At 71.9% G+C, this 24,955-nt stretch carries 26 protein-coding genes; 11 read left to right on the top strand and 15 right to left on the bottom strand.

The annotated features are described in order from the left end of the window. Entirely contained in the window at nucleotides 1-1,431 is a 1,431-nt protein-coding gene (purB, locus tag ACTWNK_RS21515) for an adenylosuccinate lyase (protein WP_474306203.1), read from the bottom strand. A gap of 96 nt (nucleotides 1,432-1,527) precedes the next feature. Between purB and ACTWNK_RS21510 the strand changes: the two genes are divergently transcribed. Continuing rightward, the gene (locus tag ACTWNK_RS21510; RefSeq protein WP_474306201.1) at nucleotides 1,528-2,271 is read left to right on the top strand and encodes a metalloregulator ArsR/SmtB family transcription factor; all 744 of its coding nucleotides are present in this window, start codon (nucleotides 1,528-1,530) and stop codon (nucleotides 2,269-2,271) included. A gap of 41 nt (nucleotides 2,272-2,312) precedes the next feature. Continuing rightward, on the top strand, nucleotides 2,313-2,654 hold the full coding sequence (locus tag ACTWNK_RS21505; RefSeq protein ID WP_474306200.1) for a PadR family transcriptional regulator: 342 nt from the start codon (nucleotides 2,313-2,315) through the stop codon (nucleotides 2,652-2,654). Between the two features lie 279 nt (nucleotides 2,655-2,933). Here the strand turns inward: ACTWNK_RS21505 and ACTWNK_RS21500 are convergent, their stop codons facing one another. Beyond that, the gene (locus tag ACTWNK_RS21500) at nucleotides 2,934-6,134 is read right to left on the bottom strand and encodes an efflux RND transporter permease subunit (protein WP_474306198.1); all 3,201 of its coding nucleotides are present in this window, start codon (nucleotides 6,132-6,134) and stop codon (nucleotides 2,934-2,936) included. A 116-nt stretch (nucleotides 6,135-6,250) separates the two neighbouring features. Here ACTWNK_RS21500 and ACTWNK_RS21495 point away from each other — a divergent pair, with 116 nt between their 5' ends. After that, nucleotides 6,251-6,706 carry a MarR family winged helix-turn-helix transcriptional regulator gene (locus ACTWNK_RS21495; protein ID WP_474306196.1) on the top strand — a complete coding sequence of 152 codons (456 nt, stop codon included), beginning with the start codon at nucleotides 6,251-6,253 and terminating at the stop codon, nucleotides 6,704-6,706. Nucleotides 6,707-6,773: 67 nt separating this feature from the next. On the opposite strand, the gene ACTWNK_RS21490 is transcribed toward ACTWNK_RS21495, so the two are convergent. The 5 genes from ACTWNK_RS21490 to ACTWNK_RS21470 form a co-directional block, all read right to left on the bottom strand. Next, the gene (locus tag ACTWNK_RS21490; protein WP_474306195.1) at nucleotides 6,774-7,181 is read right to left on the bottom strand and encodes a MarR family winged helix-turn-helix transcriptional regulator; all 408 of its coding nucleotides are present in this window, start codon (nucleotides 7,179-7,181) and stop codon (nucleotides 6,774-6,776) included. Next, a complete protein-coding gene (locus ACTWNK_RS21485; RefSeq protein ID WP_474306194.1) occupies nucleotides 7,174-8,028 on the bottom strand; it encodes an AraC family transcriptional regulator in 855 nt (284 codons plus the stop codon). Before ACTWNK_RS21485 ends, ACTWNK_RS21490 begins: the two co-directional genes overlap by 8 nt. Nucleotides 8,029-8,066: 38 nt before the next feature. After that, on the bottom strand, nucleotides 8,067-9,404 hold the full coding sequence (locus tag ACTWNK_RS21480) for an MFS transporter (RefSeq protein WP_474310952.1): 1,338 nt from the start codon (nucleotides 9,402-9,404) through the stop codon (nucleotides 8,067-8,069). Between the two features lie 140 nt (nucleotides 9,405-9,544). Beyond that, a complete protein-coding gene (locus tag ACTWNK_RS21475) occupies nucleotides 9,545-9,898 on the bottom strand; it encodes a hypothetical protein (RefSeq protein WP_474306193.1) in 354 nt (117 codons plus the stop codon). Nucleotides 9,899-9,953: 55 nt separating this feature from the next. Beyond that, the gene (locus tag ACTWNK_RS21470) at nucleotides 9,954-11,849 is read right to left on the bottom strand and encodes an NACHT domain-containing protein (RefSeq protein ID WP_474306192.1); all 1,896 of its coding nucleotides are present in this window, start codon (nucleotides 11,847-11,849) and stop codon (nucleotides 9,954-9,956) included. A 919-nt stretch (nucleotides 11,850-12,768) separates the two neighbouring features. On the opposite strand from ACTWNK_RS21470, the gene ACTWNK_RS21465 reads away from it, so the two are divergent. From ACTWNK_RS21465 to ACTWNK_RS21450, 4 genes are all read left to right on the top strand, one after another. Further along, nucleotides 12,769-13,287, top strand: a complete 519-nt coding sequence (locus ACTWNK_RS21465) for a hypothetical protein (RefSeq protein ID WP_474306191.1) — start codon at nucleotides 12,769-12,771, stop codon at nucleotides 13,285-13,287. Then, nucleotides 13,284-13,667 (top strand): hypothetical protein, encoded by a 384-nt coding sequence (locus tag ACTWNK_RS21460; RefSeq protein ID WP_474306189.1) that lies wholly within the window; start codon nucleotides 13,284-13,286, stop codon nucleotides 13,665-13,667. The genes ACTWNK_RS21465 and ACTWNK_RS21460 overlap by 4 nt, the downstream gene beginning before the upstream one ends. 55 nt (nucleotides 13,668-13,722) lie before the next feature. Further along, nucleotides 13,723-14,496 (top strand): SDR family NAD(P)-dependent oxidoreductase, encoded by a 774-nt coding sequence (locus tag ACTWNK_RS21455; protein ID WP_474306187.1) that lies wholly within the window; start codon nucleotides 13,723-13,725, stop codon nucleotides 14,494-14,496. 77 nt (nucleotides 14,497-14,573) lie between these two features. Next, the gene (locus ACTWNK_RS21450) at nucleotides 14,574-15,449 is read left to right on the top strand and encodes a hypothetical protein (protein ID WP_474306185.1); all 876 of its coding nucleotides are present in this window, start codon (nucleotides 14,574-14,576) and stop codon (nucleotides 15,447-15,449) included. On the opposite strand, the gene ACTWNK_RS21445 is transcribed toward ACTWNK_RS21450, so the two are convergent. From ACTWNK_RS21445 to ACTWNK_RS21435, 3 genes are all read right to left on the bottom strand, one after another. Beyond that, a complete protein-coding gene (locus ACTWNK_RS21445; RefSeq protein ID WP_474306184.1) occupies nucleotides 15,382-16,032 on the bottom strand; it encodes a TetR/AcrR family transcriptional regulator in 651 nt (216 codons plus the stop codon). The genes ACTWNK_RS21450 and ACTWNK_RS21445 overlap by 68 nt on opposite strands. Before the next feature lie 24 nt (nucleotides 16,033-16,056). After that, entirely contained in the window at nucleotides 16,057-17,382 is a 1,326-nt protein-coding gene (locus tag ACTWNK_RS21440) for a cytochrome P450 (protein ID WP_474306183.1), read from the bottom strand. A 226-nt stretch (nucleotides 17,383-17,608) separates the two neighbouring features. Next, nucleotides 17,609-18,373 (bottom strand): putative hydro-lyase, encoded by a 765-nt coding sequence (locus tag ACTWNK_RS21435; RefSeq protein WP_474306181.1) that lies wholly within the window; start codon nucleotides 18,371-18,373, stop codon nucleotides 17,609-17,611. Between the two features lie 229 nt (nucleotides 18,374-18,602). Between ACTWNK_RS21435 and ACTWNK_RS21430 the strand changes: the two genes are divergently transcribed. Then, entirely contained in the window at nucleotides 18,603-18,995 is a 393-nt protein-coding gene (locus ACTWNK_RS21430; protein WP_474306179.1) for a peptidase inhibitor family I36 protein, read from the top strand. A gap of 7 nt (nucleotides 18,996-19,002) precedes the next feature. Here ACTWNK_RS21430 and ACTWNK_RS21425 read toward each other — a convergent pair whose 3' ends face one another. Further along, the gene (locus ACTWNK_RS21425) at nucleotides 19,003-20,274 is read right to left on the bottom strand and encodes an FAD-dependent monooxygenase (RefSeq protein ID WP_474306178.1); all 1,272 of its coding nucleotides are present in this window, start codon (nucleotides 20,272-20,274) and stop codon (nucleotides 19,003-19,005) included. Nucleotides 20,275-20,368: 94 nt separating this feature from the next. Between ACTWNK_RS21425 and ACTWNK_RS21420 the strand changes: the two genes are divergently transcribed. Then, on the top strand, nucleotides 20,369-20,980 hold the full coding sequence (locus ACTWNK_RS21420) for a TetR/AcrR family transcriptional regulator (RefSeq protein ID WP_474306176.1): 612 nt from the start codon (nucleotides 20,369-20,371) through the stop codon (nucleotides 20,978-20,980). Nucleotides 20,981-21,050: 70 nt separating this feature from the next. Here ACTWNK_RS21420 and ACTWNK_RS21415 read toward each other — a convergent pair whose 3' ends face one another. The 4 genes from ACTWNK_RS21415 to ACTWNK_RS21400 form a co-directional block, all read right to left on the bottom strand. After that, entirely contained in the window at nucleotides 21,051-21,323 is a 273-nt protein-coding gene (locus ACTWNK_RS21415; RefSeq protein ID WP_474306175.1) for a DUF6510 family protein, read from the bottom strand. A 1-nt stretch (nucleotide 21,324) separates the two neighbouring features. Beyond that, nucleotides 21,325-22,068, bottom strand: a complete 744-nt coding sequence (locus ACTWNK_RS21410) for a ferredoxin reductase (RefSeq protein ID WP_474306174.1) — start codon at nucleotides 22,066-22,068, stop codon at nucleotides 21,325-21,327. Continuing rightward, nucleotides 22,068-22,667, bottom strand: coding sequence for a sulfite oxidase-like oxidoreductase (locus ACTWNK_RS21405; protein ID WP_474306173.1), 600 nt, complete (start codon nucleotides 22,665-22,667; stop codon nucleotides 22,068-22,070). Before ACTWNK_RS21405 ends, ACTWNK_RS21410 begins: the two co-directional genes overlap by 1 nt. A gap of 159 nt (nucleotides 22,668-22,826) precedes the next feature. Further along, entirely contained in the window at nucleotides 22,827-23,297 is a 471-nt protein-coding gene (locus tag ACTWNK_RS21400; RefSeq protein ID WP_474306172.1) for a pyridoxamine 5'-phosphate oxidase family protein, read from the bottom strand. Between the two features lie 84 nt (nucleotides 23,298-23,381). Here ACTWNK_RS21400 and ACTWNK_RS21395 point away from each other — a divergent pair, with 84 nt between their 5' ends. Together ACTWNK_RS21395 and ACTWNK_RS21390 are read left to right on the top strand one after the other, a co-directional pair. Next, a complete protein-coding gene (locus ACTWNK_RS21395; protein WP_474306171.1) occupies nucleotides 23,382-24,278 on the top strand; it encodes an SCO6745 family protein in 897 nt (298 codons plus the stop codon). A gap of 34 nt (nucleotides 24,279-24,312) precedes the next feature. After that, nucleotides 24,313-24,951: a TetR/AcrR family transcriptional regulator gene (locus tag ACTWNK_RS21390; RefSeq protein ID WP_474306170.1), complete on the top strand. Its 639-nt coding sequence runs from the start codon at nucleotides 24,313-24,315 to the stop codon at nucleotides 24,949-24,951. Nucleotides 24,952-24,955: the final 4 nt, after the last annotated feature.

Below are 24,955 nucleotides of genomic sequence, written 5' to 3'. Positions count from 1 at the left end.
CTACAGGATGTCGCCAGGCGCGTACCCGGCCGCGCCCGGGTAGGCGGCGACCACCTCGCCGACGCGCTCGGCCACCGCGCGCACCTGCTCCGACGCCGCCCCGGTGAAAGCCAGCCGATCGGCCAGCAGCTCCCGCAGCTCCGCAAGACCCAGCGGGAAACGCTCGTCGGCGGCCAGGCGCTCCAGCACGTCGTTGTCCGTACCGCGCTCACGCATCGCCAGCGCCGCCGCCACCGCGTGCTCCTTGATCAGCTCATGCGCGCTCTCCCGGCCCACCCCGGCCCGCACCGCCGCCATCAGCATCTTCGTCGTGCCCAGGAACGGCAGATACCGCTCCAGCTCGGCGCCGACGACCGCCGGGAAGGCGCCGAACTCGGCCAGCACCGTCAGCATCGTCTCCACCAGCCCGTCGAAGGCGAAGAACGCATCCGGCAACGCCACCCGGCGCACCACCGAACACGACACATCCCCCTCGTTCCACTGATCGCCCGCCAGCTCCCCCGTCATCGAGGCGTACCCGCGCAGGATGACCGCCAGGCCGTTGACCCGCTCGCACGAACGCGTGTTCATCTTGTGCGGCATCGCCGACGACCCCACCTGGCCCGGCGCGAACCCCTCGGTCACCAGCTCGTGCCCGGCCATCAGCCGGATCGTCCTGGCCAGCGACGACGGCGCCGCCGCCAGCTGCACCAGCGCCGTCAGCACCTCGAAGTCCAGCGAACGCGGATACACCTGCCCCACACTGCTCAGCCGCCGCTCGAAACCGAGGAAGGCCGCCACCTCGTCCTCCAGCTCCGACAGCCTGCCCGCATCGCCCCCCAGCAGGTCCAGCATGTCCTGGGCGGTGCCCACCGGGCCCTTGATCCCGCGCAACGGGTAACGGGCCAGCAGCTCCTCCAACCGGCCGAACGCCACCAGCAGCTCATCGGCCGCCGAGGCGAACCTCTTGCCCAGCGTCGTGGCCTGCGCCGCCACATTGTGCGAACGCCCCGCCATCACCAGGCCCTCGTAACGCACCGCCAGCTCCGCCAGCCGCGCCAGCAACGCCACCGTGCGATCACGCACCAGCAGCAGGCTGTCGCGCACCTGCAACTGCTCGACGTTCTCCGTCAGGTCGCGCGAGGTCATACCCTTGTGCACCTGCTCGTGCCCGGCCAGCGCGTTGAACTCCTCGATCCGCGCCTTCACATCGTGGCGGCTCACCCGCTCACGCTCGGCGATCGAGGCCAGGTCGACCCGCTCCACGACCTTCTCGTAGTCGGCCACCGCACCCTCCGGCACGGCCACACCCAGCCGCTCCTGCGCCCGCAGCACGGCCAGCCACAGGCGGCGCTCGGCGATCACCTTCGACTCGGGGGACCACAGCGAAGCCAGCTCGGCGGAGGCGTAGCGGGCGGCAAGGACATTGGGGATACGCGGCTTGGACGTCACGTTGCCCCAGCCTATAACGCCTGCGGACAAGCCCATGGCTCCGCCCCGGCGTGTATTCCTTGACGCGAATATTCGCAGCCACGAATACTCGTGATCATGGAGGAAGTCCTGGCCGCGCTCGCCGACCCCGCCCGCTGGCACCTGCTCACCCTGCTGGCCGACCGGCCCCGCCCCGTCGGCGTCCTGGCCAGGCTGGCGGGCGCCCGCCAGCCCCAGACGACCAAGCACCTGCAGGCCATGCGGCGGGCCGGACTGCTCACCTCCCGGCGCAGCGGCACCCTGCACCTCTACGCCCTCGCACCCGGCCCCCTGCGCGCCCTCGCCCAGACCCTCACCGAACTCGCCGACCGCGGCGAGCCCCACGCCGACTCACCCGAAGAGCCGCTCGGGCCCGAGCACGGCTGGGCCGACGGCCGCACCCTCACCTTCCACCGCTGCCTGGCCGGGCACCCCGCCCTCATCTGGCGCCACCTCACCGAGGCGCCGCTGCTGGCCCGCTGGTGGGCGCCCAGCTCCGGCGACCTGCTCTTCGAGGCACGCCCCGGCGGGCGCATCGCACACGACACGGCCGAAGGCGCCGTCGAGCACGCCCGCAACGGCGAACGCCTCACCTACCGCCTCACCCACCACCTGCCGGGCGGCGCACCCGCCTTCACCGCACACCACGACCTCACCCTCCTGCCCACCCCCTGGGGCACCGACCTCGACCTGCACCTGCGCCTCACCGACACCACCCCGCAGGCCGCAGACCACATCGCCGACCTCGACACCGGCTACAACCACGCCCTCGACACCCTCGCCACCACCATCGCCGACGCCACCCCCTGGACCACCCCATAGTCCACCTCGCGACATATATCGCACAACGATATATGTAGGGCATGGCATCACCACCCCTGCGCGAACAGACCTACCTCATCCTCCTCGCCCTCACCCCCGAACCCCTCTACGGCTACGCCATCATCACCGCCGTACGCCACCTGTCCGACGAACGCGTCAAACTCGGCCCAGGCACCCTCTACGGAGCACTCGACCGCCTCAGCGCCGACGGCCTCGTCGACCTCGACCACGAAGAAATCGTCGACAGCCGCCTCCGCCGCTACTACCGCCTCACCGCACCCGGCCACCACGCGCTCAACACCGAAACCGAACGCCTCACCGCCCTGACCGCACGAGCACGCCAACGCCTCACCACCCCGCGCATCACCCCCCGGACAGGATGACCCCCATTACCCACCGGCCTACGAACACCGCTGCCGCCGGCTCCTGCGCGCCTACCCGCCCCGCCACCGCCGCACCCGCCAGGACGAACTCCTGGCCACCATCCTCGAATGCGCACCACCAGGCCGACACACCCCCACCCTGCGCGACAGCGCCGGCATCATCCGAGGCGGCCTGACCACACGCCACGGCCCGCCCCACTGACCCCCGCACCGCCCCCCCACACACACAGCCGAAGGGCCGGCGACGCCACAACGCCACCGGCCCCACGACACCACACCTCAGACCGACGCCTCCTGCAACACCCTCTCCTCAGCCTTCGAAGCCGGGCCGAACCTACGCCCCATCCGCTCCTTGGCCCGCTCGACCAGCACATACAACGTCGGCACCAACACCAGCGTCAACGCCGTCGACGACACCAGACCACCGATCACCACGATCGCCAGCGGCTGCGAGATGAACCCGCCCGACCCCGTCACACCCAACGCCATCGGCGTCAACGCGCAGATCGTCGCCACCGCCGTCATCAGGATCGGACGCAACCGCTGACGGCCACCCTCCAGCACCGCCTCCACCACACCCATGCCCGACGCCCGATACTGATTGACCAGATCGATCAGCACGATCGCATTCGTCACCACGATGCCGATCAGCATCAACATGCCGATCAACGCAGGCACCCCCAGCGGAGTACCCGTCGCCAGCAACAACCCGATCGCACCCGTCGCCGCGAACGGCACCGACACCAGCAAGATCAACGGCTGCACGAAACTACGGAACGTCGCCACCATGATCATGAACACGATCGCGACAGCCGCCAGCATCGCCAACCCCAGATCCGAGAACGCCTCCGCCTGATCAGCCGAAACACCACCGATCTCGAACGACGCACCCGCCGCCAACGCCAACCCGTCCAGCTTCGCCGTCAACGCCGACGTCACACTGCCCAGATCACTGCCCGACGCCTTCGCCGACACCGTCGCCGTACGCTCACCATCGATCCGCGTCACCTGCGTCGGCCCCTCCACCTCCGACACCTTCGCCACATCACGCAACTCCACCGGACCCGCAGCCGTCAGCAACTCCAGATCCCGCACCTGCTCCACATCCACCGGAGCATCACCCGTGCGCAACACCAGATCAGAAGCCCGGCCCTCCACCGTCACCTGACCCAACGGCGCACCACGGAACGCCTGCGCCACCGACTGACCGATCTGCGCCTCCGACAACCCCGCCGCAGCCGCCTTCTCCCGATCCACCGCCACCTGCACACGCGGCGCACTCGCCTCCAGATTCGACGACACATCACGCAACCCCGGCACACCCGCCACCGTCGCGCGCACCGTCTCCGCCGCCGTCTCCAACGCCGCCGCATCAGGCGCCTTCACGATCACCTCGATCGCATCAGAGGCGAAACCACCACCACCGCCACCACCACCGACCGTCACCTCACCCACATCCGCCAACGCCCCGATCCGCTGACGCAACCGCTCCTCCAGCGCAGGCGTGTCCACCCCATCGGCCACCGTCAACGACCACGACACCCGATCGGCACTCCCACCGACCCCGCCCTGCATCTGATTACCACCACCGACCGTCACCTGGTACGACTCCACATCGCCGAACCCGGCCAGCACCCCCTCCACCCGCTTGGCCGCCGCATCCGACGTCGCCAGATCCGTGCCCACCGGCAGACGCTGCGTCATCGACACCGTGTTCTGCCCGGAAGAGTCGAGGAAGTTCGTCTCCAACCGGCCCGCCAGCCCCATCGTGGCCACGAACACCACCACACCCACCAGCAACGTCACCAACCGCCGCCGCGTCGCGAACCGCAACACCGGCAGATACGCCCGCTGCAACCACGAACGCCGCTCCTTCGCCTCCGCCTCCGCCCGCACCCGCTCGGCCTCCTGCGGCGACAACACCGGCGCCTTCAAGAACCAGAACGCCAGCACCGGCACCACCGTCAGCGACACCAGCAACGACGCCAGCAACGCCACCGCCACCGTCACCGCGAACGGCGCGAACAACTCACCCACCATGCCGCCCACGATCGCGATCGGCGCGAACACCGCCACCGTCGTCAACGTCGACGCCGTCACCGCACCCGACACCTCACGCACCGCCGCCACGATCGCCGTGCGCTTCGGCTCGCCGTACTCCAGATGACGCTTGATGTTCTCCAGCACCACGATCGAGTCGTCCACCACCCGGCCCACCGCGATCGTCAACGCGCCCAGCGTCAGCATGTTCAGCGAATAATCGCCCACCCACAACGCGATCAACGCGATCACCACCGACAACGGGATCGACACCGCCGTCACCAACGTCGAACGCACCGACAACAGGAACACCAGGATGACCAGCACCGCGAACGCCAGCCCCAGCAAACCCTCCGTCGTCAGATCCTCGATCGAACGCTCCACATACGGCGCCTGATCGAAGACCACACTCACCGCCGACTCCGACGAATCACCCAGCGCACGCGTCAACTCGGGCAACTTCTCGTTCACCGCGTGCGAGATCGCCACCGCATTGCCATCAGGCGTCATCGTCACCGACACACCCAGGCTCGGCTTACCGTCCGTGCGCGTCAGCGTGCTCGCCGCCGCCAGCTCCTGACGCACCTGCGCCACCTCGCCCAGCCGTACCGGCTTCGGCTTCGGCAACGCCCGCACCTGCCCGGCGGCACCCGGCGGCACCTGACGCCCCTGCACCGGAGCCTGGGCCTGGGCGGGTACGGCCGGCATCAGATACAGGTCCTTGATCTCCTGCAGCGACTCCACCCGCGAACCCACCTGCACCGTCAGCGACTTACCCGCGTCGGTCAGCGTGCCCGCCGGGATCGGCGTGCCGTTCGCGCGCAGCACCTCGGGGATCTGCGCGGGGGACAGGCCCTTGAGCGCCATCTTCTTCAGATCGGGGGTGATGACCACCGTCTCCTCGCGCGTGCCGGTCACCGCCGCCTCGCGCACCCCCTCGATCGCCTGCAACTCCGGGATCATGATCCGGTCGAGCTTGTCGGCCATCGCCCGCTCGTCACCGCCGTCGCCCACCGCCAGCACCAGCACCGGGATGTCGTCGGTGTTGCCCGCCACCACCTGCGGGTCCACGCCCTGCGGCAGCCTGGGCGCGATCCGGCTCACCGCCTGCTGCATCTTGCCCAGCGAGGCCTCGATGTCGGTGCCGTACGCGAACGCCACCTGGATCTGCGCCATGCCCTCCTTGGAGGAGGAGGTGACCTTCTCCACCCCGGCGATCCCGGCGAAACTGTCCTCGATCGGCTTGGTGACCTGATCCTCGACGATCTCGGGGGAGGCGCCGGGATAGGGCGCCACCACGAAGGCGCCCGGGAACGAAAGAGATGGAAGAAGCTGCTGCTTGAGCCCCGGAATGGCAAGCGCGCCGAACGCCGTGATCACCAGCGCGACCAGTATGACGAGGCTGCGGTTGGCAAGGCTCAACCTGGCCAGTGCGGTCATCGAATCCTCACGAAGGGGAGACCAAAGGTTTCGCTTCAGCCTAACACTTCGCTCATGACGAATATTTAGCCGAGCGATGGAATCCTGATAACCTTCTCAGGAAGCGAGAGGTGAGTGTGAGCGACGAACGCGAAGCCCTGATCCAGAAGATCAGCGAAACCCAGCGCGGCCTGGGCCGCATCTTTGCCCAGGACCGATCCTCACCCCTGTTCAGCTCCAACCTCACCATGCGCCAGCTGCACGTCGTCATGCTGCTGGCCTTCATGGGCTCGGCATCGGGCCAGGACCTGGCCCACCACCTCGGCGTCGGCCTCGGCACCGTCACCGGCCTGGTCGACCGCCTCGTCGCCCACGGCCTGGCCGTACGCAGGGAGGACAGTCACGACCGGCGCATCCGCCGCGTCGAGCTCAGCCAGCAGGGGCGCACCCTCGTCGAGGAGATCACCGACTCCGGCACCAGCCAGTACCGCCGCATCATGGAGCGACTCGACCTCGACCGCCTGCGCCTGCTGGCCGGCCTCACCGACGAGATCCTCGCCATCGCCACCGAGCTGGGCCCGCCCGCTTCTTGAAGAACGTCTTCAGTCCTTCATGCTGTTTGGTGATCTTGTATCGCCGGGAGCGCCTTTACAAAGTAGATCAATAAGGTTCGGAGAACGCCGAGCGGATCGTGTCGCCCACCTGACGCAGGATCGGATCGGCATCGGCGCCGAACAGGCGCTCGTCCACGGCCGCCACCTGCTGCCGCGCCCGCCGCAGCAGGTCCTCGCCCTCGGGCGTCAGGGCGATCGCCGAGGCCGACCCCGCCCTGGCCGTGTTGTCGCGGACCAGCCCCGCACTCGCCAGCACCTTCACCGCCGCGTGCGCGCTCTGCACACTGATCCCCGACATCCTGGCCAGATCGCTGAACGACACCCCCGGCACCCCCGCGATGTGCCCCAGCAGCCCCAGCCTGCCGACCGTCAGCTCCAGCCCCGCCAGCGCCTGCGCCAGCTCCGCCTCCACCCGCCGCGCCAGCGTCAGCACGATGATGGAAGGACTACTCACAGGAGGCCGCCCGCCCCCGCCGTCGATCGTCACCGCCCCAGTCTCCCCCATAGGCGTTTTCGCTCGATGCGCTGTCGAGGTAGCGCCCGGGCGAGGTGCCGACGGTCCGGCGGAAGGCCGCCAGGAAAGCGCTGGGAGTGGCGTACCCCACCGTGTGGGCCACCTGCGACACCGGCCGGCCCTCGGCGAGGAGAGGCAGGGCGGCGCGCAGACGCATGTGCGTGCGCCAGCGGTCGAAGCTCACCCCCGTGTCACGGACGAACAACCGCGTCAGGGTACGCCTGCTCACCCCGATGCGGCGCGCATGGGCATCGAGGCTGCGCGAGTCGGCGGGGTCGGCGAGCAGGGCGTCGGCCACGGCGCGTACACGCTCGTCCACGGGAAGCGGAACATCGATGGGCAGGGCCGGCAGCGGGTGCAGCAGGTCGAGCACGACGGCCTCGGCCCGCAGCCGGGCGTCGTCGGCGAGGTCGCCGCGGGCGAGATAGCCGATCAGATGGGCCAGCAGCCCGTCGACGCCGACCGCGGTGGGCTCCGTCCAGTCCAGCGCGCAGCGCGCCGGATCGAAGTAGAGGCTGCACAGCGGCGCGTCGCGGGTGGCGCCGGTCCGGTGCACGACTCCGGCCGGCAGCCACAGGGCCCGGGTGGGGGGCAGGATCCAGTACGCGTCGTCCACGGCGACGCTGAGGACGCCGCTGCGCGTCCAGGCCAGCTGGTGGTGGGTGTGGCTGTGCGGGGAGATCCACTGGCCCGACGACAGCGCGAAGTGCCCGACGACGATCACGCCGACCGAGGGCGGGACGACGGTGTCGACGGCCTCGATCATGGAGTCGGCGGCTTCGATCATGGAGTCGAGCGTATGTCCTCAGGGCGATGGCGTTCGCTTCACCGCGCCTCGCCGGGGAGCGGCTGCGGGTCGGCGCGCCTGGGACGCGAGGGCAGCAGCACGACGACGAGCACGGCGCCGAGCGCCACGCAGACCGCGCCCGCCGTCAGCCCGCCCGCGTAGCCCATGACGGCCAGCGCGGCCACCCCGACCGCCCCGCCGATCTGCTGGACGGAGGTGAACAGCGCCGACCCGAGTCCGGCGTCCTCCTCCGTGGTGCCGTCGACCGCCGCCACGGCCAGGACGGGCAGGCTCAGCCCGTTGCCCACGCTCAGGATCAGCATGCCGGGCAGCACATGGGCGGCGTAGGAGTCGCCCGCCGCCACACCGGACAGCAGCAGCAGGCCGGCGATGTTGACCCCGAAGGCCAGCAGGAGCGCCCAGCGCGTCCCGATCCTGAGCGAGAGGCGCGACGACAGCCACATGCCCGCCAGGATGCCGGCGCCGTAGGGCAGACAGGCGAGGCCGGCCACAAGCGGGCTGTAGCCCAGAACGGTCTGTACCTGGATCATCAGCAGGAACGCCATCGCGTACATCGCCATCGAGAACAGCAGCGTCGCACCGTTGGCGACCGCCCGCGTCCGCGAGGCCAGGAACGAGCGGGGCACCAGCGGCGCCGCCGCCCGCGACTCGGCCACCGGGAACGCCGCCGCCAGGACGGCGAAGAGCACGACGGCGCCGACGGCGAGCGGATCGCCCCAGCCGCTCTCCCCGGCCCGCAGCAGCCCGTACACCAGGGACACCGCGGCGCCGGTGACCAGGGCCGCGCCGGGAACGTCGAGGCGGCGCCGCCCGGGAGCGCGCGACTCGGGGACCAGGCGCGGCATCAGCACCAGAGCCGCGGCGACGACGGGCAGGTTGATCAGGAAGATCCCCCGCCAGGACACCAGGTCGGTCAGCGCCCCCGACAGCACCAGGCCCGAGGTCCCGCCCAGGGCCGCGATGCCGCCCCAGATGCCCAGCGCCCTGGCCCGCTCCCCCGGCCCCGGATACAGCAGCGTGATCATCGACATCGCGGCCGGTCCGGCCATCGCCGACCCCGCCCCCTGGACGAACCGCCCGGTCACCAACTGCCACGGCTCCTGGGCGAGCCCGCAGGCCAGGCTGGCCACCCCGAACAGCGCCACCCCGACCAGGAAGACCCGGCGGCGCCCCAGCAGGTCCGCCAACCGGCCGCACAGCAACAGCAACCCGCCGAAGGCCAGGAAGTAGGCGTTGACCACCCACGGCAACCCGGACGCGCTGAACCCCAGCTCATCGCGGATGCTGGGCAGCGCAACGTTCACGACGGTGTCGTCGAGCACGAGCATGAACTGGACAAGACACAACACAATCATCGGCACCCGACGACGCTATGATCCGCCGAACATGGCCACAACCCACTATGAGGCCAGGCAGTGTCGCATGGAGGACACCGGCGCGCACGGCTGCCCGCCGAGGGTGCCGCAGACCTGGCGGCCAGGCGGAAGCGACCCGCTCAGCCTGTCGCCTCGCGGGCGAAGAGCGGTCGCGCCGCCTCCAGACGGGGAACCGCGCCCCCCAGCCGGTGCGCCTCCGCCAAGGTGTCGCGGCAGATCGCGCGCGGCTCGCGCGCCTGCGGGTCGCGGTGCGCCCCGAAGTTCACGCGCGCCGGGGCGAAATGCGTGAGCACCCGGGCGAGCACCGCGGCCGTCAGCCAGGCCGGAGCGCGCAGGACCAGCACACCGGCCCGGTGACGCCGCAGGTCGACGCCGTGTGCCGCGAGAACAGCCAGCAGCTCCCGTACGGCCAGCAGCGCCTCACGCAGGTCGCCCGCCGCCCCGACCAGGTCGGCCGGCGAGCCCAGCCTCAACCCTTGCGAGTGCAGGCCGGCGTCGAACACGAAGTGCAGCCCGCGCGCACACCCGTCAAGACCCTCCGGAGTCGAGCCCGGCCGCCAGCCGGTCCTGCAGCTCGGCATGACGGAACTGGTAGATCGGACCCACCGCACGCAACAACCCGAGACGATGGGCGTCGTCGAGGTACGCCATCACCCCGAACGGCAGCCGCCCGGCCGTGGCGAGACGAACACTCGCCACCGTGTACGCCATCCACGCGTGATGCCGCCCGGCGGCCAGCCCCGCGCCCAGCCCGAACGTGAGCGCGTACGACAGCCCGACCGCCCACCCGAACGCCGCCGAGTCGCTCATGCCCGCCGCGAACCCGGCCGCCAGGCCCGTCGTCAGCGCGGCGGTGCCGCCCACGGTCGCGGCGCGTACCAGGTTCAGCGTGCGATCGGCCCGCCAGCTCGTCGGCGGCGTACTGGCCCGGCCGTCGGGAGAGGGCGACTCGGCCCACGCCGCGAACCCGGTGGCGAAGCCGTACGCCAGGCCGACCGCCAGGCCCGACACCAGCACCGCGGCCAGGGTGACGAGGCCGGGGCCGACCGTGAACCACATCATGACCAGCATCACCAGGCAGGCGAGGAGGCCGAGCAGCAGTGCGGGCAGTGGCCTGAACTCCGGCCTGAAGCGCCTCCCGCGCAGCCGCAGATCGGCGAAACCCGGCGCCTGCCCCGCCCACCGGCGCGCCCCGAACGCCACCACCAGCCCCGCCCCCACCCCGAACGCCAGCCCGTAGGCCACCCCGTTGCCCAGCATCGACCCGGTCACCCCGGTCGTGAGCGTCGAGAACACCGTGACCGTAAGCGCGATGACGGCCGCCAGCGCGAGCCGTACCGTACGGCTGAGCGCCCGCGTCTGCGCGGCCAGCCGCCACCAGGCCAGGTCGCGGGTACGGGGGGTGCCGTCCGGATTGCGGGGATGGGTGAGGTGGCAGGCGAAGAAGCCGAGCACCTGACGCATCCGGGCCGGGTCGTGGCGTCGCCGGGGCCGGAACACGTCACCCGGACGCGCGCTGGGCGGACGGCTGTCGATCAGCGCCTCGACCAGCCGGTCGAACAGATGCGCGCGCAACTCGGCCGCGCCCGGGAAGCGCACGGCGTCCAGCAGGCCGGCCGGATCGGCGCCCGGCGCGACGTACACCGCGCGCAGCAACCACAACCCCAGCGGCGTGGCCGCCACCCCCGCGACCGCGCCCGGCTCTTCGCCGGTCAGGCCGTCCAGGACGCGTTCCCACACCGGGCCCGGCCTCGCCGGCAGGCAGCGGCGCAGGTACGCGGCGGCCGCGGCCGGGTCCAGGGCGTCGGGCTCGATGACGACCGCCGAGGTGAGCACGTCCCCGGCGCTGTCGACGGCGTTGCGGTAGTCGCCGGTACGGCTGGTCACGACGACCTGGTCGGTCGCGGTGAGCGAGCGGTTGAGCGCCGTGACGGCGGCGGCCCTGGCCTGGACGGGCAGTTCGTCCAGTCCGTCCAGGACCGGCAGCACATGCCCGCCCCCCGCCAGCGCCGCCGCGGCTCCCGCCCCCAGCGCCGTGGCGCGCAACGCCGGGTAGTCCTGCGCCAGCCTCGCCGCCAGCCAGTCCTGCACCAGTGGGAAGCGCGCGGTGTCCCAGTCGGCCACCGGCAGCAGCACCGGCACCGGCTCGTCCTCGTGCCCCCGCCGCGTGGCCAGCAACTCCAGCAGCAGCTGTACGGCCAGCGTCGTCTTGCCCGTGCCCGGCCCGCCGAGTATCACCAGCCGCCTGCGCCGCATCGCCCGCAGCCGTACGGCCAGCGCGGCGACGTCGGCGCTGGACGCGGTCAGGTGGGTGGTGGCGGGGGTGAGGTTGTCCGGGTGGTCCATCAGCCGCTCGTCGCCGGTCGTCCTCCAGCGCACGGGAATCGGGTCGGGATCGCCCAGCGCCCGCAATGCCGCCTCCACTCGCCATTGCTGGGTGACGAGGGTGGCCAGGGCGGTTTTCGCGTGGGATGTCGCTTGGTCGATGGGGGGTGGGAGGTGCTGGGGAGGCGTGAGTGACAGGGGAGGCACAGGCGTGCCAGAGGACACAGGCGTGTCAGTAGACAAGGCCGACCCAACAACCGTCTCAGAGGACACAGGCAGCTCCACCACCCCTGTAGCACCCCCAGCCACAGAGGCATCCCCAGCCACAAAAGCCCCCTCCACCACCTCCCCCTCCGCCCCGACCACGTCCGCCCCGCTCCCCTCCCCTGCCTCTGCCCCTGACCCCGCCCCCAGCCACGAAGCCTCCAACCGTCGAGCCGCCTCCCCCGCCACCCGCCGCTCGCTTCGCGCCCCCGCCAACTCCACCAGCAACTCCCGATAGACCCGGTCCCACTCCCCCCGCTCCCCCAACCCGGCGGGCAGCACCACCCCCGCCTCCCCCGCCACCCGCAGGCAGGTGTCGACGAACACCTCGACATGCTCCTGCTCCGGCCGTACCGGACGGGTCAGACTGATCATCCCGGCGATGGTCCCGCGCGGCAGCGTCAGGGCGGGCGTGCCGCGACGGCGGCGCGGGGTGCGGGCGCTGGCCGACTCCAGGTCGCGCACGGACAGGGCGGCGGCGTCCTTCAGGGCACGCAGGCGTCGCGCGAACGCCAGTCGTGGATCCGTCGCCCGTCGTGGATCCGTGTCGTCGCGCACCCGAGCACCTCGCCTGCCGCAGCGCCGGGTGTCCGGCGGCGCCGGACACCCCCTCGCGCCTGCAGCATAGGCCACCACCTGCGGCCGCACAGGGGGCCTGAGCGAGGTGTCCGTGTCCATTGCCGGACACCCGGACGGACGCCGAGCCTCGCCACACATCCACACGACCACACATCCACACGAAAGGAGCGATGCCATGAGGCACCCGGCTGGCTGGCTGGTCGGCGGCGGTCTGTCGCAGGTCGCGCTCGTCCTGGTCGCGATGGCGGTACCCGCGCTGGGGTTCGGCAGGGCCTCGCCCGCCTGGTGGGCGGTGTGCCTGGCCGTCGTCCACGTTCCGCAGGCGGGCGGGCTCTTCCTGCTGGCCGCGGCGGGGGCGAGCACGCCGGTCAGGGCGGGGCGCGGGGTCGCCACCGTGGCCGTGGCCGTGATGGTGGTGGCCGAGCTGGCGGCGCTCGTCTCGGTGGACGTCGCGGGTACGTTGTTCGCCGTCGCCACGCCGTCGGCCGGGGCCGGGCTCGTGGTGGCGGGCGTGGCCGGTCGGCGCCTCGCCGAGGCCGGGACGGGGCTGTATGTCTTCGTCGTCCTCCTTCCGGTCCTGGCGACGCTCGGGCCGCTCGCCGCCGTGCCGGCCATCGGCGGCTGGGGCGTGTGCTTCGCCGTACTGGGCGCCGTCGGTTCGCACCGGGCTCCGCACAGGGCACAGGCGTCATGAGGGCGCTCGTCGTTGTCGTCGTCGTGGTCGTGGCCGTGCTCGGCTCCAGGCTTCCGGCCCAGGAGGAGCCGTCCTGCTCCAAGGGCGTCTGCCGGTACTACGTCAGCCAGGCGCGTACCGCGAAGATCACCACTTGGCTGGAGGACAGGCAGTGGAGTGCTCAGGCCGCCGCCCAGGTCATCTGCGTCCGCATCCCGCACAAAGGGGTCGCCACGCTGTGCCTGCTCGCCCTGTCCTCCCTGTACGACCGTGCGCGAGCCCATCTGCTGAAGGCCCGCCGCAGCGGAGGGTGCCTGGTGCTGCGGGCGCGGCTGGACGGGCGCGGGGACAGGCCGTTCGCGTTCGGCAGCGTCGGGCCCGCGCACAGGCGCTGCCGGTGACGGCGCGGCCACCCGGCGGGGCGGTGGGCGCGGCGGGGTGCTAGCTTCACCGTTCGTGTCTGACTATCTTCACCAGCAGTTCTCCCTGCGTGGACGGGTCGCGCTCGTCACGGGGGGCAGTTCGGGCATCGGCCGGGCGATGGCCGAGGCGCTCGGCCGGGCGGGCGCCTCGATCGTGGCCGTGGCCAGGGGCGAGCAGCGGCTGCGCGAGAGCGTCGCACAGTGGGGCGAGCACGGCGTACGCGGCGCGTGGATCGCCGCCGACCTGGGCCTGCGCGCCGACGTCGACCGGGTGATCGCCGAGGCCGAGCAGCCGTTCGGGCCGATCGACATCCTGGTCAACGACGCGGCCAACAACATACGCAAGCCGATGGCCGAGCTGTCCGACGACGACTACGAGCAGACGATCGCCGTCAACCTCACCGCCCCCTACCGCCTCGGCCAGCATTTCGGCCCCCGGATGGCGGCACGCGGCTGGGGCCGTATCGTCAACATCGGCTCCCAGCAGACCATCAGCGCCTTCGGTGACAGCGGCGTGTACGGCGCGGCCAAGGCGGCGATCGCGGGGCTGACGCGTTCGCAGTCGGAGGCGTGGGCGCCGCACGGCGTGACGGTGAACACGATCGTGCCGGGGTTCGTGCTGACGCCGTTGACGGCTGCGGCCCAGGCGGTGCCCGGCAGGGCCGAGGCGCTGGCGGCCCGGCACATGGTCAAGCGCAACGGCGTGCCCGCCGACTTCGCCTCGGCCGTGCTGTTCCTCGCATCCCCTGCCTCGGGGTTCGTGACCGGGCAGCTGCTGCACGTCGACGGCGGTTTCTCCGTGCACTGAGGCGCCATCGGCCGGGCACGGCAAAAGATCGCCGCCGCCTGGTGACAGGCGGGCGTCGCGGCCTCACAGTGGTCTGCATGACGCTCATGTTGGCGCTCAGGCACGCACGGCGACTGCGTGAGGGCGGCAGGCGGGTCAGGCACGCGCGCATGCTCACGCAGCGCGACCGCAGGGTGCACCTGTCCAAGCTCGCCTGGGCGCTGCAGCACCACAGCGACGTGCTGCGCCAGGCAGGACGAAGGCAGCAGGCGCTGGCCGCCGCGACCGAACTGGTGGCGCTGCGCACCGAACTGGCCGAAGGCGGGCAGCCGGTCTCGGGCCGCCCGCTGTGGCGCGGCACCCCCGACCGCCAGCGCGACCTGGGTGTGGCGCTGACCGTGCGCGCCCGGCTGCTGCGCGGCGCCGAGGCGCTGCACGCCAGCGCGGAGGCGGTGGCGCGGTTGCGGGCCATCGACGCGGCCGACGACCCCGACTACCTGCCGGATTTGGCCACCGCCCTGGACGTCAGGGCGGGCTGCCTGATCGCGGCCGGGCACGACGACGAGGCCGTCACGACGACCGAGGAGGGGCTGGCCGCGTGCAGGCGGTTGTGCGCCGCCGACTTCGGCAGGCACCTGCCGTTGCTGACCCGGGCGCTCAGCACGCACGCGCTGGCGTTGCGCTCCTCCGATCCCGGCCGTGCGCTGTCGCGCTCAAGCCAGGCCGTGGAGCTCGGCATGCGTGCGCTGCGCCTGGACCGGCGCGCCCACGAGGGCGCCATGGCCAGCACGCTGACCGCGCACGCGCTGGTGCTGGACGCCGCCGGGGAGGACGACGAGGCCGCCCGCTACGCCCGCAAGGCGGTGTCGATGACGCGCAAGGCCGCGCCGTACAGCCTGAGCGAGGTCAGGAGGGCGTTGCACGAGTTGCTGCCCGACTGGCCGTGTCATCGTCAGGGCCCCGCCCGGGGCTGAGGGGGGCCAGCCAGTGGCCGGTCAGGTCGCGTACGGCCTCCTGCCACAGCTGGGCGGGCTCCCCCGATGCGATCGCGTCGGCGGCGTCGTGCAGGACGGTGAACAGGATCGTGGCCGCGATGTGCGGGTCGATCCAGCGGAAGGCGCCTTCGTCCATGCCGCGCCGCAGCACCTTGGCCACGGCGCCGATCGTGCTGCGCCTGCCCTCGTCGGCCGGGGTGTGCGCGGCGGCGGGGTGGAAGACGGCGGCGTGCAGCCCGCCGGGCCTGGAGATGAGCTCGATGGCCGTCGCGCACTCGGCGTCGAGCGTGGCCCACCAGTCGATCGGCTCGTCGGTGGCGGCCAGGTGGTCGAAGTGGTCGACGTAGGCGGCCAGCACACGATCGCGTACGGCGACCAGCATGTCATCCCATGAGGAGAAGTACACGTAGAAGGTGCCTTTGGCGGCGCCGGCCTCGGCGGTGACGGCCTGGACCCAGTTGGTGACCGGCTGACCGGAGTCCAGGAGCCTAATGGCGGCGTCGATGAGCTCGGCACGCCTGGCCTCGGGGGCGAGACGGCGCCGGCTCCTGGGTGTGACCATCGCACCAGGGTAGCCGCCTCGTCGTCAGCGCTCGCCCTCCTGGGCGGCTCCCTGGACGGCTCCCTGGACGGCTCCCTGGATGGTGACGCCCTGGTGGGCGATGAGCAGTTCGCTGACGCCGCGCAGGTTGAGGTGCTCGCGGTAGGGCGGCGGGTCGACGACCAGGGCCGGGTGGCGTACCCGCTTGGCGAAGGCGGCCAGCGCCAGGCGTCCTTCGAGTCTGGCCAGCGGCGCGCCCAGGCAGAAGTGCGCGCCGAAGCCGAAGCCGAGGTGGCGGATGTTGGCCCGTCCCGGGTGGAAGACGTCGGGGCCCGGGTTGGCCTCCGGGTCGCGGTGGGCGGCTGCCAGCAGCAGGATGACCAGGCTGCCCTCGGGCGCGGTGGCCTGCCCGATGCGCAGGTCCTCGGTGGCGACCCTGGCGGTGAGCTGGACCGGCGGGTCGTAGCGCAGGGTCTCCTCCACGACCGCCGAGGCCAGGGCGGGCGCGGCGCGCAGGGCGGCCAGGTGCTGCGGGTTGCGCAGCAGGGCGAGCACCCCGTTGGCGATGAGGTTGACGGTCGTCTCGTGCCCCGCCACCAGCAGCAGCACGATGGTGGCGACGAGTTCGTCGTGGGCGAGCGCGTCGCGGCCGTCGTGCGCGGCGATGAGGTCGGAGATGAGGTCCTCGCGGCGCGGGCTGCGGCGGCGTTCGGCGACCAGGTCGTTGACGTAGGTGTGCAGGTCGACCATGCCGTGCACCCACGGCGGCGTCCGCCCCGGGCTCTCGTCGGGCATGGAGAACCCGTCGAGCATCCGGGTGAGCTGGGCCGACCACAGGTGGAACCGCTCGTCGTCGGCCCTGGGCACCCCGAGCATCCGGCAGATGACCGTCACCGGCAGCGTGTACGCCAGTCCCGCCAGCAGGTCGAAGCTGTCGCCTCCGGCCATGGCGTCGAGCGACTCCTCCACCAGCCGCGAGATCGGCTCCTGCATCCTGGCGACCGCACGCGCGGTGAACGCACTGCTGACCAGGCGCCGCAGCCGGGTGTGGTCCGGCGGGTCCTGCGAGAGGAACCACGGCTGCCTGACCGAGGAGGGCGCGTGCGCCGGATAGGGGTCAGGGGCGTCCCCGGGCTGGAAGAAGCGCTGCCGTTCGGCGCTGAGCCTGGGATCGCGCAGCAGCGCCTCGCAGTCGCGGTACCCGGACACCACCAGCGAGCGCATCTCCGGCACCCACACCGGCCCGCGCTCCCTGAACTCGGCGTAGATCGGGTACGGGTCCGGGCGCGCGGCGGGGTCGAGCAGCCGGGCGACGAGCTCCAGTCCGGAGGTGCCGGATCCGGAGGTCTGGCTGTCGGTCGCGAGGGACATCGGCACTCCTTGGGACGCATTTATTGACCTGAGGTCATTAATAGTGACCTCAGGTCAATATGTCAACGCCGTCAAAGCGTTGCGGGTGGAGGGGATCCGGGCTCCATCGGGGGAATCCGAGGTACGCCATGCGTCGATGCGTCCCGGGTTCCTGGGCGGAGGGAAGGCAGGCGGCCTCCTTACGCCGGCCCGTCGGCAGGGCGGCGAACGCCGTACCTCGTGCGTTTCACTCCGCCGGCAGGTCGGTGATCGCCATGTGGCCCGGGAGGTGGCCGATGGCGAAGGGCACGCCGCTCGACAGGACCGCCGCCTGGGGTGTCACCCCGCAGGCCCAGAAGACCGGCGTGTCGCCCGGTCGCAGGTCGACCCGGTCGCCGAAGTCGGGTGTGTTCAGGTCCGTGATGCCGATCGCCGACGGGTCGCCCACGTGTACGGGCTCGCCGTGGGCGTCGGCGAAACGGCCGCTCACCCGCACGGCCTCCGGGACCAGGCCGGGCGGCATCGGGCGCATCGACACCACCAGCGGCCCGCCGATGCGCCCCGCACGCGCGCAGGGCACGTCGGTGACGTACATCGGCACGTTCACGCCCTGCTCCACGTGCCGCACCGGGACACCGGCCGAACGCAGGGCGTGCTCGAAGGTGAAGCTGCAGCCGATGAGGAAGGCCACCAGGTCGGGCCGCCAGTGCTCCAGCACGTCGTCGAGGTCCTCGGCCACGCCGTCGCGGTAGAGACGGTAGCCGGGCAGATCGGTGCGCAGATCGCCGCCGAAGTACCTGGTCGAGGTCGCACCCGGCGCGCCGACGTCGAGCACGGGACACGCACGGGCGTTACGCGCGGCGAAAGCGGCCAGGTCGTCGGCGTAGGCGGAGGGCACCGCGACCAAGTTGGCCTGCGCCCACCCCGGACACCAGCCCGCGGTCGGGGTCCGCAAACCGGCCCGGAAGCGGAGTCTCGCCTCATGGGGAGTCACCCCACAGGACCTACCCACAAGAGGCGGGCATGCGGCGACGCCAGGCCGTCTCGGGCGGTCGCCCACGATGAAGTACCCGCGAGGTGAGCATTCGACGGTGGCCGAATCGTCGCGTCCGGGGAACGCGGCGTGCTGCCCTTGGCTCGACAGCGTTCGACGCGGATCCGGCGCTCCACACGGGTCCGGCGCTCGCACAGGGGTTCAGCGTTCAACAGGGGTTCAGCGTTCAACAGGGACGGGGAAGCGCATGACAGGCAAACTCAAGGTGCTCGCGATCGCCGCCGTACTCGCCGGTACGGCAGTGGCGGCGCCGTCGGCACAGGCCGCCTCGGCCGCGGCCCAGTGGTCGTGCCCGCAGGGATCGGTCTGCTTCTACAGCCAGGCCAACGGCTACACCAAGATCTGCTCGACGCCCAACACGCAGTACATGAACTGCGGCCCGGTGCGCTCGATCTTCAACAACGGCTACACCCAGCCCAACTGGGACCACGCCTGGCTCACCGTCAGCTGGCACAACGAGCCGACCCGATGGGAGCGCTGCGTGCACAGAGGCTGGAACGAAGGCCGCATCGAGGACTACGGCCTGCCGGGCCTGACCATCCACCACGTGCGCTGGGGCGGCGAGTGCCCGCCCCGCTGACCGGCCCTCACCTGGCAGGCAGCACGCCAAGGTCGCAGGTGTAGAGCCAGCCGGTCGCCCTGCCGTAGAAGTGCCGCAGGGCGATCGGCATCACCACCCCCGCCACCGTACGGCCGAGCGGTCCCGCCTTCTTGGCGTCGCGATTGGCGATCGCCGCCTTGACCATCCTGGCGACGCGCTGCCTGCGACGGCGCTCGTACGCGGCCAGCGCCTCGCCGATCGAGGCGTGCCCGGCGACCTCCTGGGCCAGGACCAGCGCGTCCTCGATCGCCATCGAGGCGCCCTGGCCCGCGCCCACCGGATGGGCGGCGTCGCCGCTCAGCACGACGCCCCGGCCGTCGTGCCAGCGATCGACCTCGGCCAGCGTGTGCATGAGCGTGGGGGTGTGCACGCGCGTGGCCGATTCGACGAGCCGCGAAGGCCCCGCCTCACCCCGGTACAACATGGCCAGCCGGGCACGCCACTCGCCCTCGCCCACACCCTCCAGCCGGGGCGCGACCGGCTCGGCGACCTGGGCCGACCACCACACGTTCCCGTCGGGCGTCGACACGTGCAGGAAGGCCCCGTTACGGGCGAAGACCATGTCGAACACCGGCTCGGCGCCCCGAACGCCCGGACTGACACCGGAGACGCTGTACAGACCTGCGTAGGCGGGTTCGGGTGAGCCCGGGTCGAGCGCACGCCTGGTCGCCGACCACAGACCATCGGCCCCCACCAGCAGATCGGCCCGCACCCTGCCGACCGAGCCGTCACCGCCCGGCACCACCGCCCGGCACCGGCAGGCAGGATCGGGCGTGCTCGCCTCACCCACATCCACCGCCCCGCACCCGCAGGCGCGGTCGAGTGCCCCCGCCTCGCCCGACAGCACCGCGTACGGCCCGTCGTCGTGCTCGACGGCCGTCAGCCGGGCCCCGGTGATCACCCGCGCCCCGGCCAGCACGGCCTGTTCGCGTAGTGCGGCGACCAGGTCGGCGCGCATCAGCGTGACGCTGCGCAGGCCGTTGCCCGCCGCCCGGCCGCGCGGGACGGTGCCGAGCAGGCGGCCCGAGGCCGACCACATGCGCTGGTCGGCGACCTCGAACCCGGCCGTGCGCACGGCGTCGAGGCAGCCGAGTGCCTGCAAGGCCCGCATGCCGTTGGCGGCCAGGCTGATGAACGAGCCGACCCGGCCTGCGGGGTCGGCATGCGACTCGTACACGGTGACCTCGGCGCCGATCCTGCGCAGGGCGACGGCCGCGGCGGCTCCCGCGACACCGCCGCCGATGACGATGACGTTCACACACACTCCCTGAACTATGATTCGGTGAATATACATTCGGCGAAATCGAGTTCAGTATGATGAGCGGCCACACCCCCGTCAAGAAAGGGCCGCCGTGGGAGTACGCAAGGAGAAGGCCGCGGACACCGAGGCCGCGCTCAAGCGGGCCGCGCGACGCCTGTTCGTCGAGCGCGGCTTCACCAACACCAAGATCACCGACATCACCCGCGAGGCAGGCCGCTCGACAGGCTCCTTCTACGACCACTTCACCGGCAAGGACGATCTGCTCCAGGCCCTGCTCGCCGACATGAACGCCCAGGCGGACGACGCCATCGGCGCGGCCGAGCACCCCCACGACCACGACCTGGGCGAACGCGAACAGCTACGCAGGCATCTGGCCGTCTCCTGGCAGGTCTTCCGCGACCACCTGCCGGTCGTCGCCGCGCTCGTGCAGTCCACCATGACCGAACCACCCGGCTCCGGGCGCGCCTGGCACAGCCTCACCACCGAGACGGCCACCCTGCGCGACCACCTCGTCTACATGCGCGACATCGGCCGCACGCTGCCGGGCGACCCCGAGATCGTGGCGGCGGCGATGGGCGCGATGATGTCGATGTTCGGCTACGCGCTCCTCACCGCAGGCGAACACGGCCCGGGCACCGACGACGAGGAGATCCTCGACACCCTCACCACCCTGCTCCACCAAGGCCTCGCGGGCACCGCCTGAGAACACCCGAAAGCCTCGATCCGTACGAAGCCCCAAGCCCGAAGCCCGCCCTCGGACACCCCGCGCCCCCTCAAGGCAGCGCGATGCGAAGCCGTACCGTGCCGCGCAGATCCAGCCATGCATCGCCCGGCCCGCGCACCACGCGCAGCACGACCTCCTCGCACGACGGGCAGCGCGCCACCAGCGCCGACGGCGGCCCGTACACGCGCAGTGCCGCCACCGGCCCCTCCAGGCCGCACCCGGCGCACACCCCGAGCGCCGCCGTCACGTCCACGGCGAAGATCTCGCGCAACGGGCCCGCCAGCGCGTTGCCGTCCAGGTACTCCAGCTCATCGGTGCTCAAGTCAGGCTCCCGTCGGACCGAAACGTTCGGTCCTGATCCGGGCCGGATCATGACCGAGGGACACCAGCAGATCGGCCGCCGCCTCGACGAACCCGGTCGGCCCGCACACGAAACAGTCGGGCCCGGCCTCGACCGGCCACCCGCCGCCCACCAGGTCGGCCGCGTTCAGCCTGCCCACCGGCCGGGCGAACCCGGGGGGCGCCACGCGCGTGTACACCCACGACACGTCGAGGCCGGCCAACTCCTCGGCGTAGAACCGCTCGGCGGGACCGCGCAGCGAGTACACCAGCCGGAACGGCCTGACGCCTTCGGCCGCGCCCGCCCTGAGCATCGCCATCAGCGGCACCACGCCCGACCCGCCCGCCACCAGCGTCACCCGCCGCGCGCCGCCCGGCCGCCACACGAACCACCCGCCGACCGGCCCGCGCAACTCCACCTCGTCCCCGGGCCGCAGCACCTCGGTCAGGTACGGCGAGACCTCGCCGTCGGGCACCGTCTGCACGGTCAGCTCAAGGCGGTCGCCGTCGGCAGGGGCGGCGAGGGAGTAGCTGCGCTGGGCGCTGTAGCCGTCCTCGGCCGTCAGCCTGACGTCGACGTGCTGCCCGGCCAGGTGACCGGGCCAGCCGGGCGCCCGCAACACCAGCGTGCGGGCCGTGGCGCTCTCGGCACGCGAGGACAGCAGCCGCGCGGCCACCCAGCGAAGACGCCGCTCGGGCCCGGCCGTCAGCCGCTCGGGCTGGGCCATCAGTCGCCCTGGTAGCGCTGCTCGCGCCAGGGGTCGCCGTAGTTGTGGTATCCGGCCGTCTCCCAGAAGCCGGGCCTGTCCTCGGTCAGCAGCCGGATCCCGCGTACCCACTTGGCCGACTTCCACAGGTACAGATGCGGCACCAGCAGCCTGGCGGGGCCGCCGTGCCGTGGTTCGAGCGCCTCGCCGTCGAACTCGTGCACGATCCACGCCTTGCCGCCCAGCAGATCGGCCAGCGGCAGGTTCGTGGTGTACCCGCCGTAGGAGTACACCAGCGCGTGGGCGGCCCGCGTCTCGATCCCCTCGAACAGCACGTCGAGCGAGACGCCCTGCCAGGTGGTGCCGAGCTTGGACCACTTGGTCACGCAGTGCAGATCGACCGTGGGGCTCGCCTGGGGCAGTGCGGTGAACTCCGCCCAGCTCCAGCGGTGCACCTGCTCGGCCTCGGTGTCGACGGCGAACTCCCACCGATCCAGCGGCACCCTCGGTGTCGGGCCCGCCGACAGGACGGGGAAGTCGTGCACGAGGTACTGGCCGGGCGGCAGCGCGACGTCGCCGTCCCTGCGTCTGCCGCGGAAACCGCGCGAAATGATCGACATGGCGTCCTCCTCAGCTCAGGGTAACCACGAGCGCCCCGGGCTGATCGCCGCGGGGTGTGCTTGAGTGCGGTTCGCCCGCCGGGCGAACCGCGCCGGGCGCCTTTACAAAGTAGATCATTAAGGTCGGCGCACCCGGCTGACACCTCGTGCCACATGTCGCTAGGCCCGGCGTACCTGGCTGACGCCTCGTCCCGCGTGCCACATGTCCAGCACCAGCATGTCGCCCTCGACCCGGGTCAGCACCGCCGATTCCAGCGCGATCCGGAACAGGTGCGGCCCGTCGCCGGGCATCTCGAAGGAGGCGATCACCTCCGGGTCGCCCTCCTCCACCGCGACTCCCGAGACCTTGGCGTCACCCGCCCACGCCCCCGGGTCCAGCGGGTCGGGGTCGTCGGAGGTGGCGTGCAGGGCCATGCGCCCGTCGCGCCGCAGGTCCAGCGCCTTGACCGCGCCCGGCATCGAGCCCAGCCACAGCTCGCCCAGCCGGAACATGCATTCGGTGCCGCTCACCCGGGGCGAGCCGTCCTTGCGCAGCGTCGCCAGCGTCTTGTGCGTGCGCGCGTCGAACACCGCGCGTACCCGCGAGGCGAGATCCGGCGCCTGCTCCTCGAATTGCCGCCATGAAGCCATACCGCCCATCGTGCACCCCTCCCCCCTCGGGTGGACAACCGGCCGGCCCACTGGATAGTGTGACTATCCAATCAAGGAGGACCCGTGTACGAGACTTTGGCCCGCCGGATGTGGCATCACCTGGAACCCGTCCACGCCTCGGTGTACTTCGCACCGCAGGCCTTCGACGCCGCCGCCGCGCTCGGCTACGCCCGCGACCCGCGCTGGCCGAGCTACTTCGCCTGGCGTGCCGCCCCCTTGGGCGCGGCCGGCCCCCATCTGGTCGCCGCCACGTTCTACAGCTTCAGCCCCGCGATGATCGCCTCCTACGTGCCCGCCGTGTGGGAGGTCGCCGCACCGGCCGAGGTACTGCGGGCCAGGACGCGGGCCATGGACCGGGTGATCCGCGACCTGCTCGGCGACGCCTACGACGCCGGGGCCATGACCGAGGCGGCGGAGCTGGCCGTCAGGGCGGCCGAGAGCGTCTCGACCGCCACCAGGCCCCTGGCCGCGGCCAATCTGGACCTGCCCTGGCCGAAGGAGCCCCATCTGACCCTGTGGCAGGCGATCACCGTACTGCGCGAGCACCGGGGCGACGGCCACCTGAGCGCCCTGCGTGAGGCGGACCTGGACCCGGCCGAGGCGCTCGTCTCCTTCGCCGCGGTCGGCGCCGCGCCCGAGGCGAACTTCGCCGGGCGAGGCTGGAGCGAGCAGGAGTGGGCCGCCGCCCGCGAGCGCCTGGCCGCGCGCGGCTGGATCGGCGGCGACGGCCTGGCCACCGGCCGGGGCCTGGCCGGGCGCAACAGGGTCGAGCTGCGCACCGACGAGCTGGCCACCCAGCCCTGGCGCGCCCTGGGCGCGGACTCGGCCGAGCGGCTGCTGCAGCTGGTCATGCCGTTGCTGGTCGCGGTGCTGCAGGCGAACATCCTGCCGATGCGGAGCACGCTCGGCATCGGCGCGATCCCGGACCCGACCCCCGAGGAGTCTCCCTCCATTACATAGAACGGAATCCTACGTTCCAATGTATGCTGGAGTCATGACGTCCACACCCCTGAGCGGCCGCAAGGCCCAGGCCGCGCGCAACGACGAACTGATCCTCCAAGCGGCGCGCGCCGTCTTCACCGAAGACCCCGGCGCGCCGATCTCCGCCGTGGCCGACAGGGCGGGCGTCGGGATCAGCGCACTCTACCGGCGCTACCCCAGCAAGGACGCCCTGCTGCAGAAGTTGTGCGCCGACGGCCTGGCCCTCTACATCGCCGCCTGCGAGCGGGCACTGGCCGACCAGGGCGATCCGTGGCAGGCCTTCTGCGGCTACATGCGTGACATCGTGGTCGCCGACACCCACTCGCTCACCATCGCGCTGGCGGGCACCTTCCCGCCCACCGAGGAGCTGTTCGCCGCATCGGCCGAGGCCTCCCGGCTGGGCACGGCCGTCTTCGACCGCACGAGGGTGGCGGGCGTGCTGCGGTCCGACATCACGGTGGCCGACGTCGCCATACTGTTCGAACAGCTGGCCTCCGTACGGCTGGGCGACGCCGAGCGCACCGAGCAGCTGCGCCACAGGTACCTCGCCATGCTGCTCGACGCCGTGCACACCCCGCCGCGCACCTCGCAGCTGCCCGGCCCGCCGCCGCGCGACGAGGAGCTCGGCGCGCGGTGGGTGGTCAAGGACTGAGCGG

It is taken from the genome of Nonomuraea sp. IBHARD001 (assembly GCF_056106265.1).
The sequence above is the reverse complement of the archived record's forward strand: the minus strand, read 5'-3'. Positions and strand labels throughout refer to the sequence as shown.

What these genes read in the sequence shown, in the direction of transcription:
- ACTWNK_RS21510 (WP_474306201.1), top strand. Translation starts at nt 1,528, where the DNA reads ATGGAGGAAGTCCTGGCCGCGCTCGCCGACCCCGCCCGCTGGCACCTG.
- ACTWNK_RS21505 (WP_474306200.1), top strand. Translation starts at nt 2,313, where the DNA reads ATGGCATCACCACCCCTGCGCGAACAGACCTACCTCATCCTCCTCGCC.
- ACTWNK_RS21500 (WP_474306198.1), bottom strand. Translation starts at nt 6,134, where the DNA reads ATGACCGCACTGGCCAGGTTGAGCCTTGCCAACCGCAGCCTCGTCATA.
- ACTWNK_RS21485 (WP_474306194.1), bottom strand. Translation starts at nt 8,028, where the DNA reads ATGATCGAAGCCGCCGACTCCATGATCGAGGCCGTCGACACCGTCGTC.
- ACTWNK_RS21480 (WP_474310952.1), bottom strand. Translation starts at nt 9,404, where the DNA reads ATGATTGTGTTGTGTCTTGTCCAGTTCATGCTCGTGCTCGACGACACC.
- ACTWNK_RS21465 (WP_474306191.1), top strand. Translation starts at nt 12,769, where the DNA reads ATGAGGCACCCGGCTGGCTGGCTGGTCGGCGGCGGTCTGTCGCAGGTC.
- ACTWNK_RS21460 (WP_474306189.1), top strand. Translation starts at nt 13,284, where the DNA reads ATGAGGGCGCTCGTCGTTGTCGTCGTCGTGGTCGTGGCCGTGCTCGGC.
- ACTWNK_RS21450 (WP_474306185.1), top strand. Translation starts at nt 14,574, where the DNA reads ATGACGCTCATGTTGGCGCTCAGGCACGCACGGCGACTGCGTGAGGGC.
- ACTWNK_RS21445 (WP_474306184.1), bottom strand. Translation starts at nt 16,032, where the DNA reads ATGGTCACACCCAGGAGCCGGCGCCGTCTCGCCCCCGAGGCCAGGCGT.
- ACTWNK_RS21440 (WP_474306183.1), bottom strand. Translation starts at nt 17,382, where the DNA reads ATGTCCCTCGCGACCGACAGCCAGACCTCCGGATCCGGCACCTCCGGA.
- ACTWNK_RS21430 (WP_474306179.1), top strand. Translation starts at nt 18,603, where the DNA reads ATGACAGGCAAACTCAAGGTGCTCGCGATCGCCGCCGTACTCGCCGGT.
- ACTWNK_RS21410 (WP_474306174.1), bottom strand. Translation starts at nt 22,068, where the DNA reads ATGGCCCAGCCCGAGCGGCTGACGGCCGGGCCCGAGCGGCGTCTTCGC.
- ACTWNK_RS21405 (WP_474306173.1), bottom strand. Translation starts at nt 22,667, where the DNA reads ATGTCGATCATTTCGCGCGGTTTCCGCGGCAGACGCAGGGACGGCGAC.
- ACTWNK_RS21400 (WP_474306172.1), bottom strand. Translation starts at nt 23,297, where the DNA reads ATGGCTTCATGGCGGCAATTCGAGGAGCAGGCGCCGGATCTCGCCTCG.
- ACTWNK_RS21390 (WP_474306170.1), top strand. Translation starts at nt 24,313, where the DNA reads ATGACGTCCACACCCCTGAGCGGCCGCAAGGCCCAGGCCGCGCGCAAC.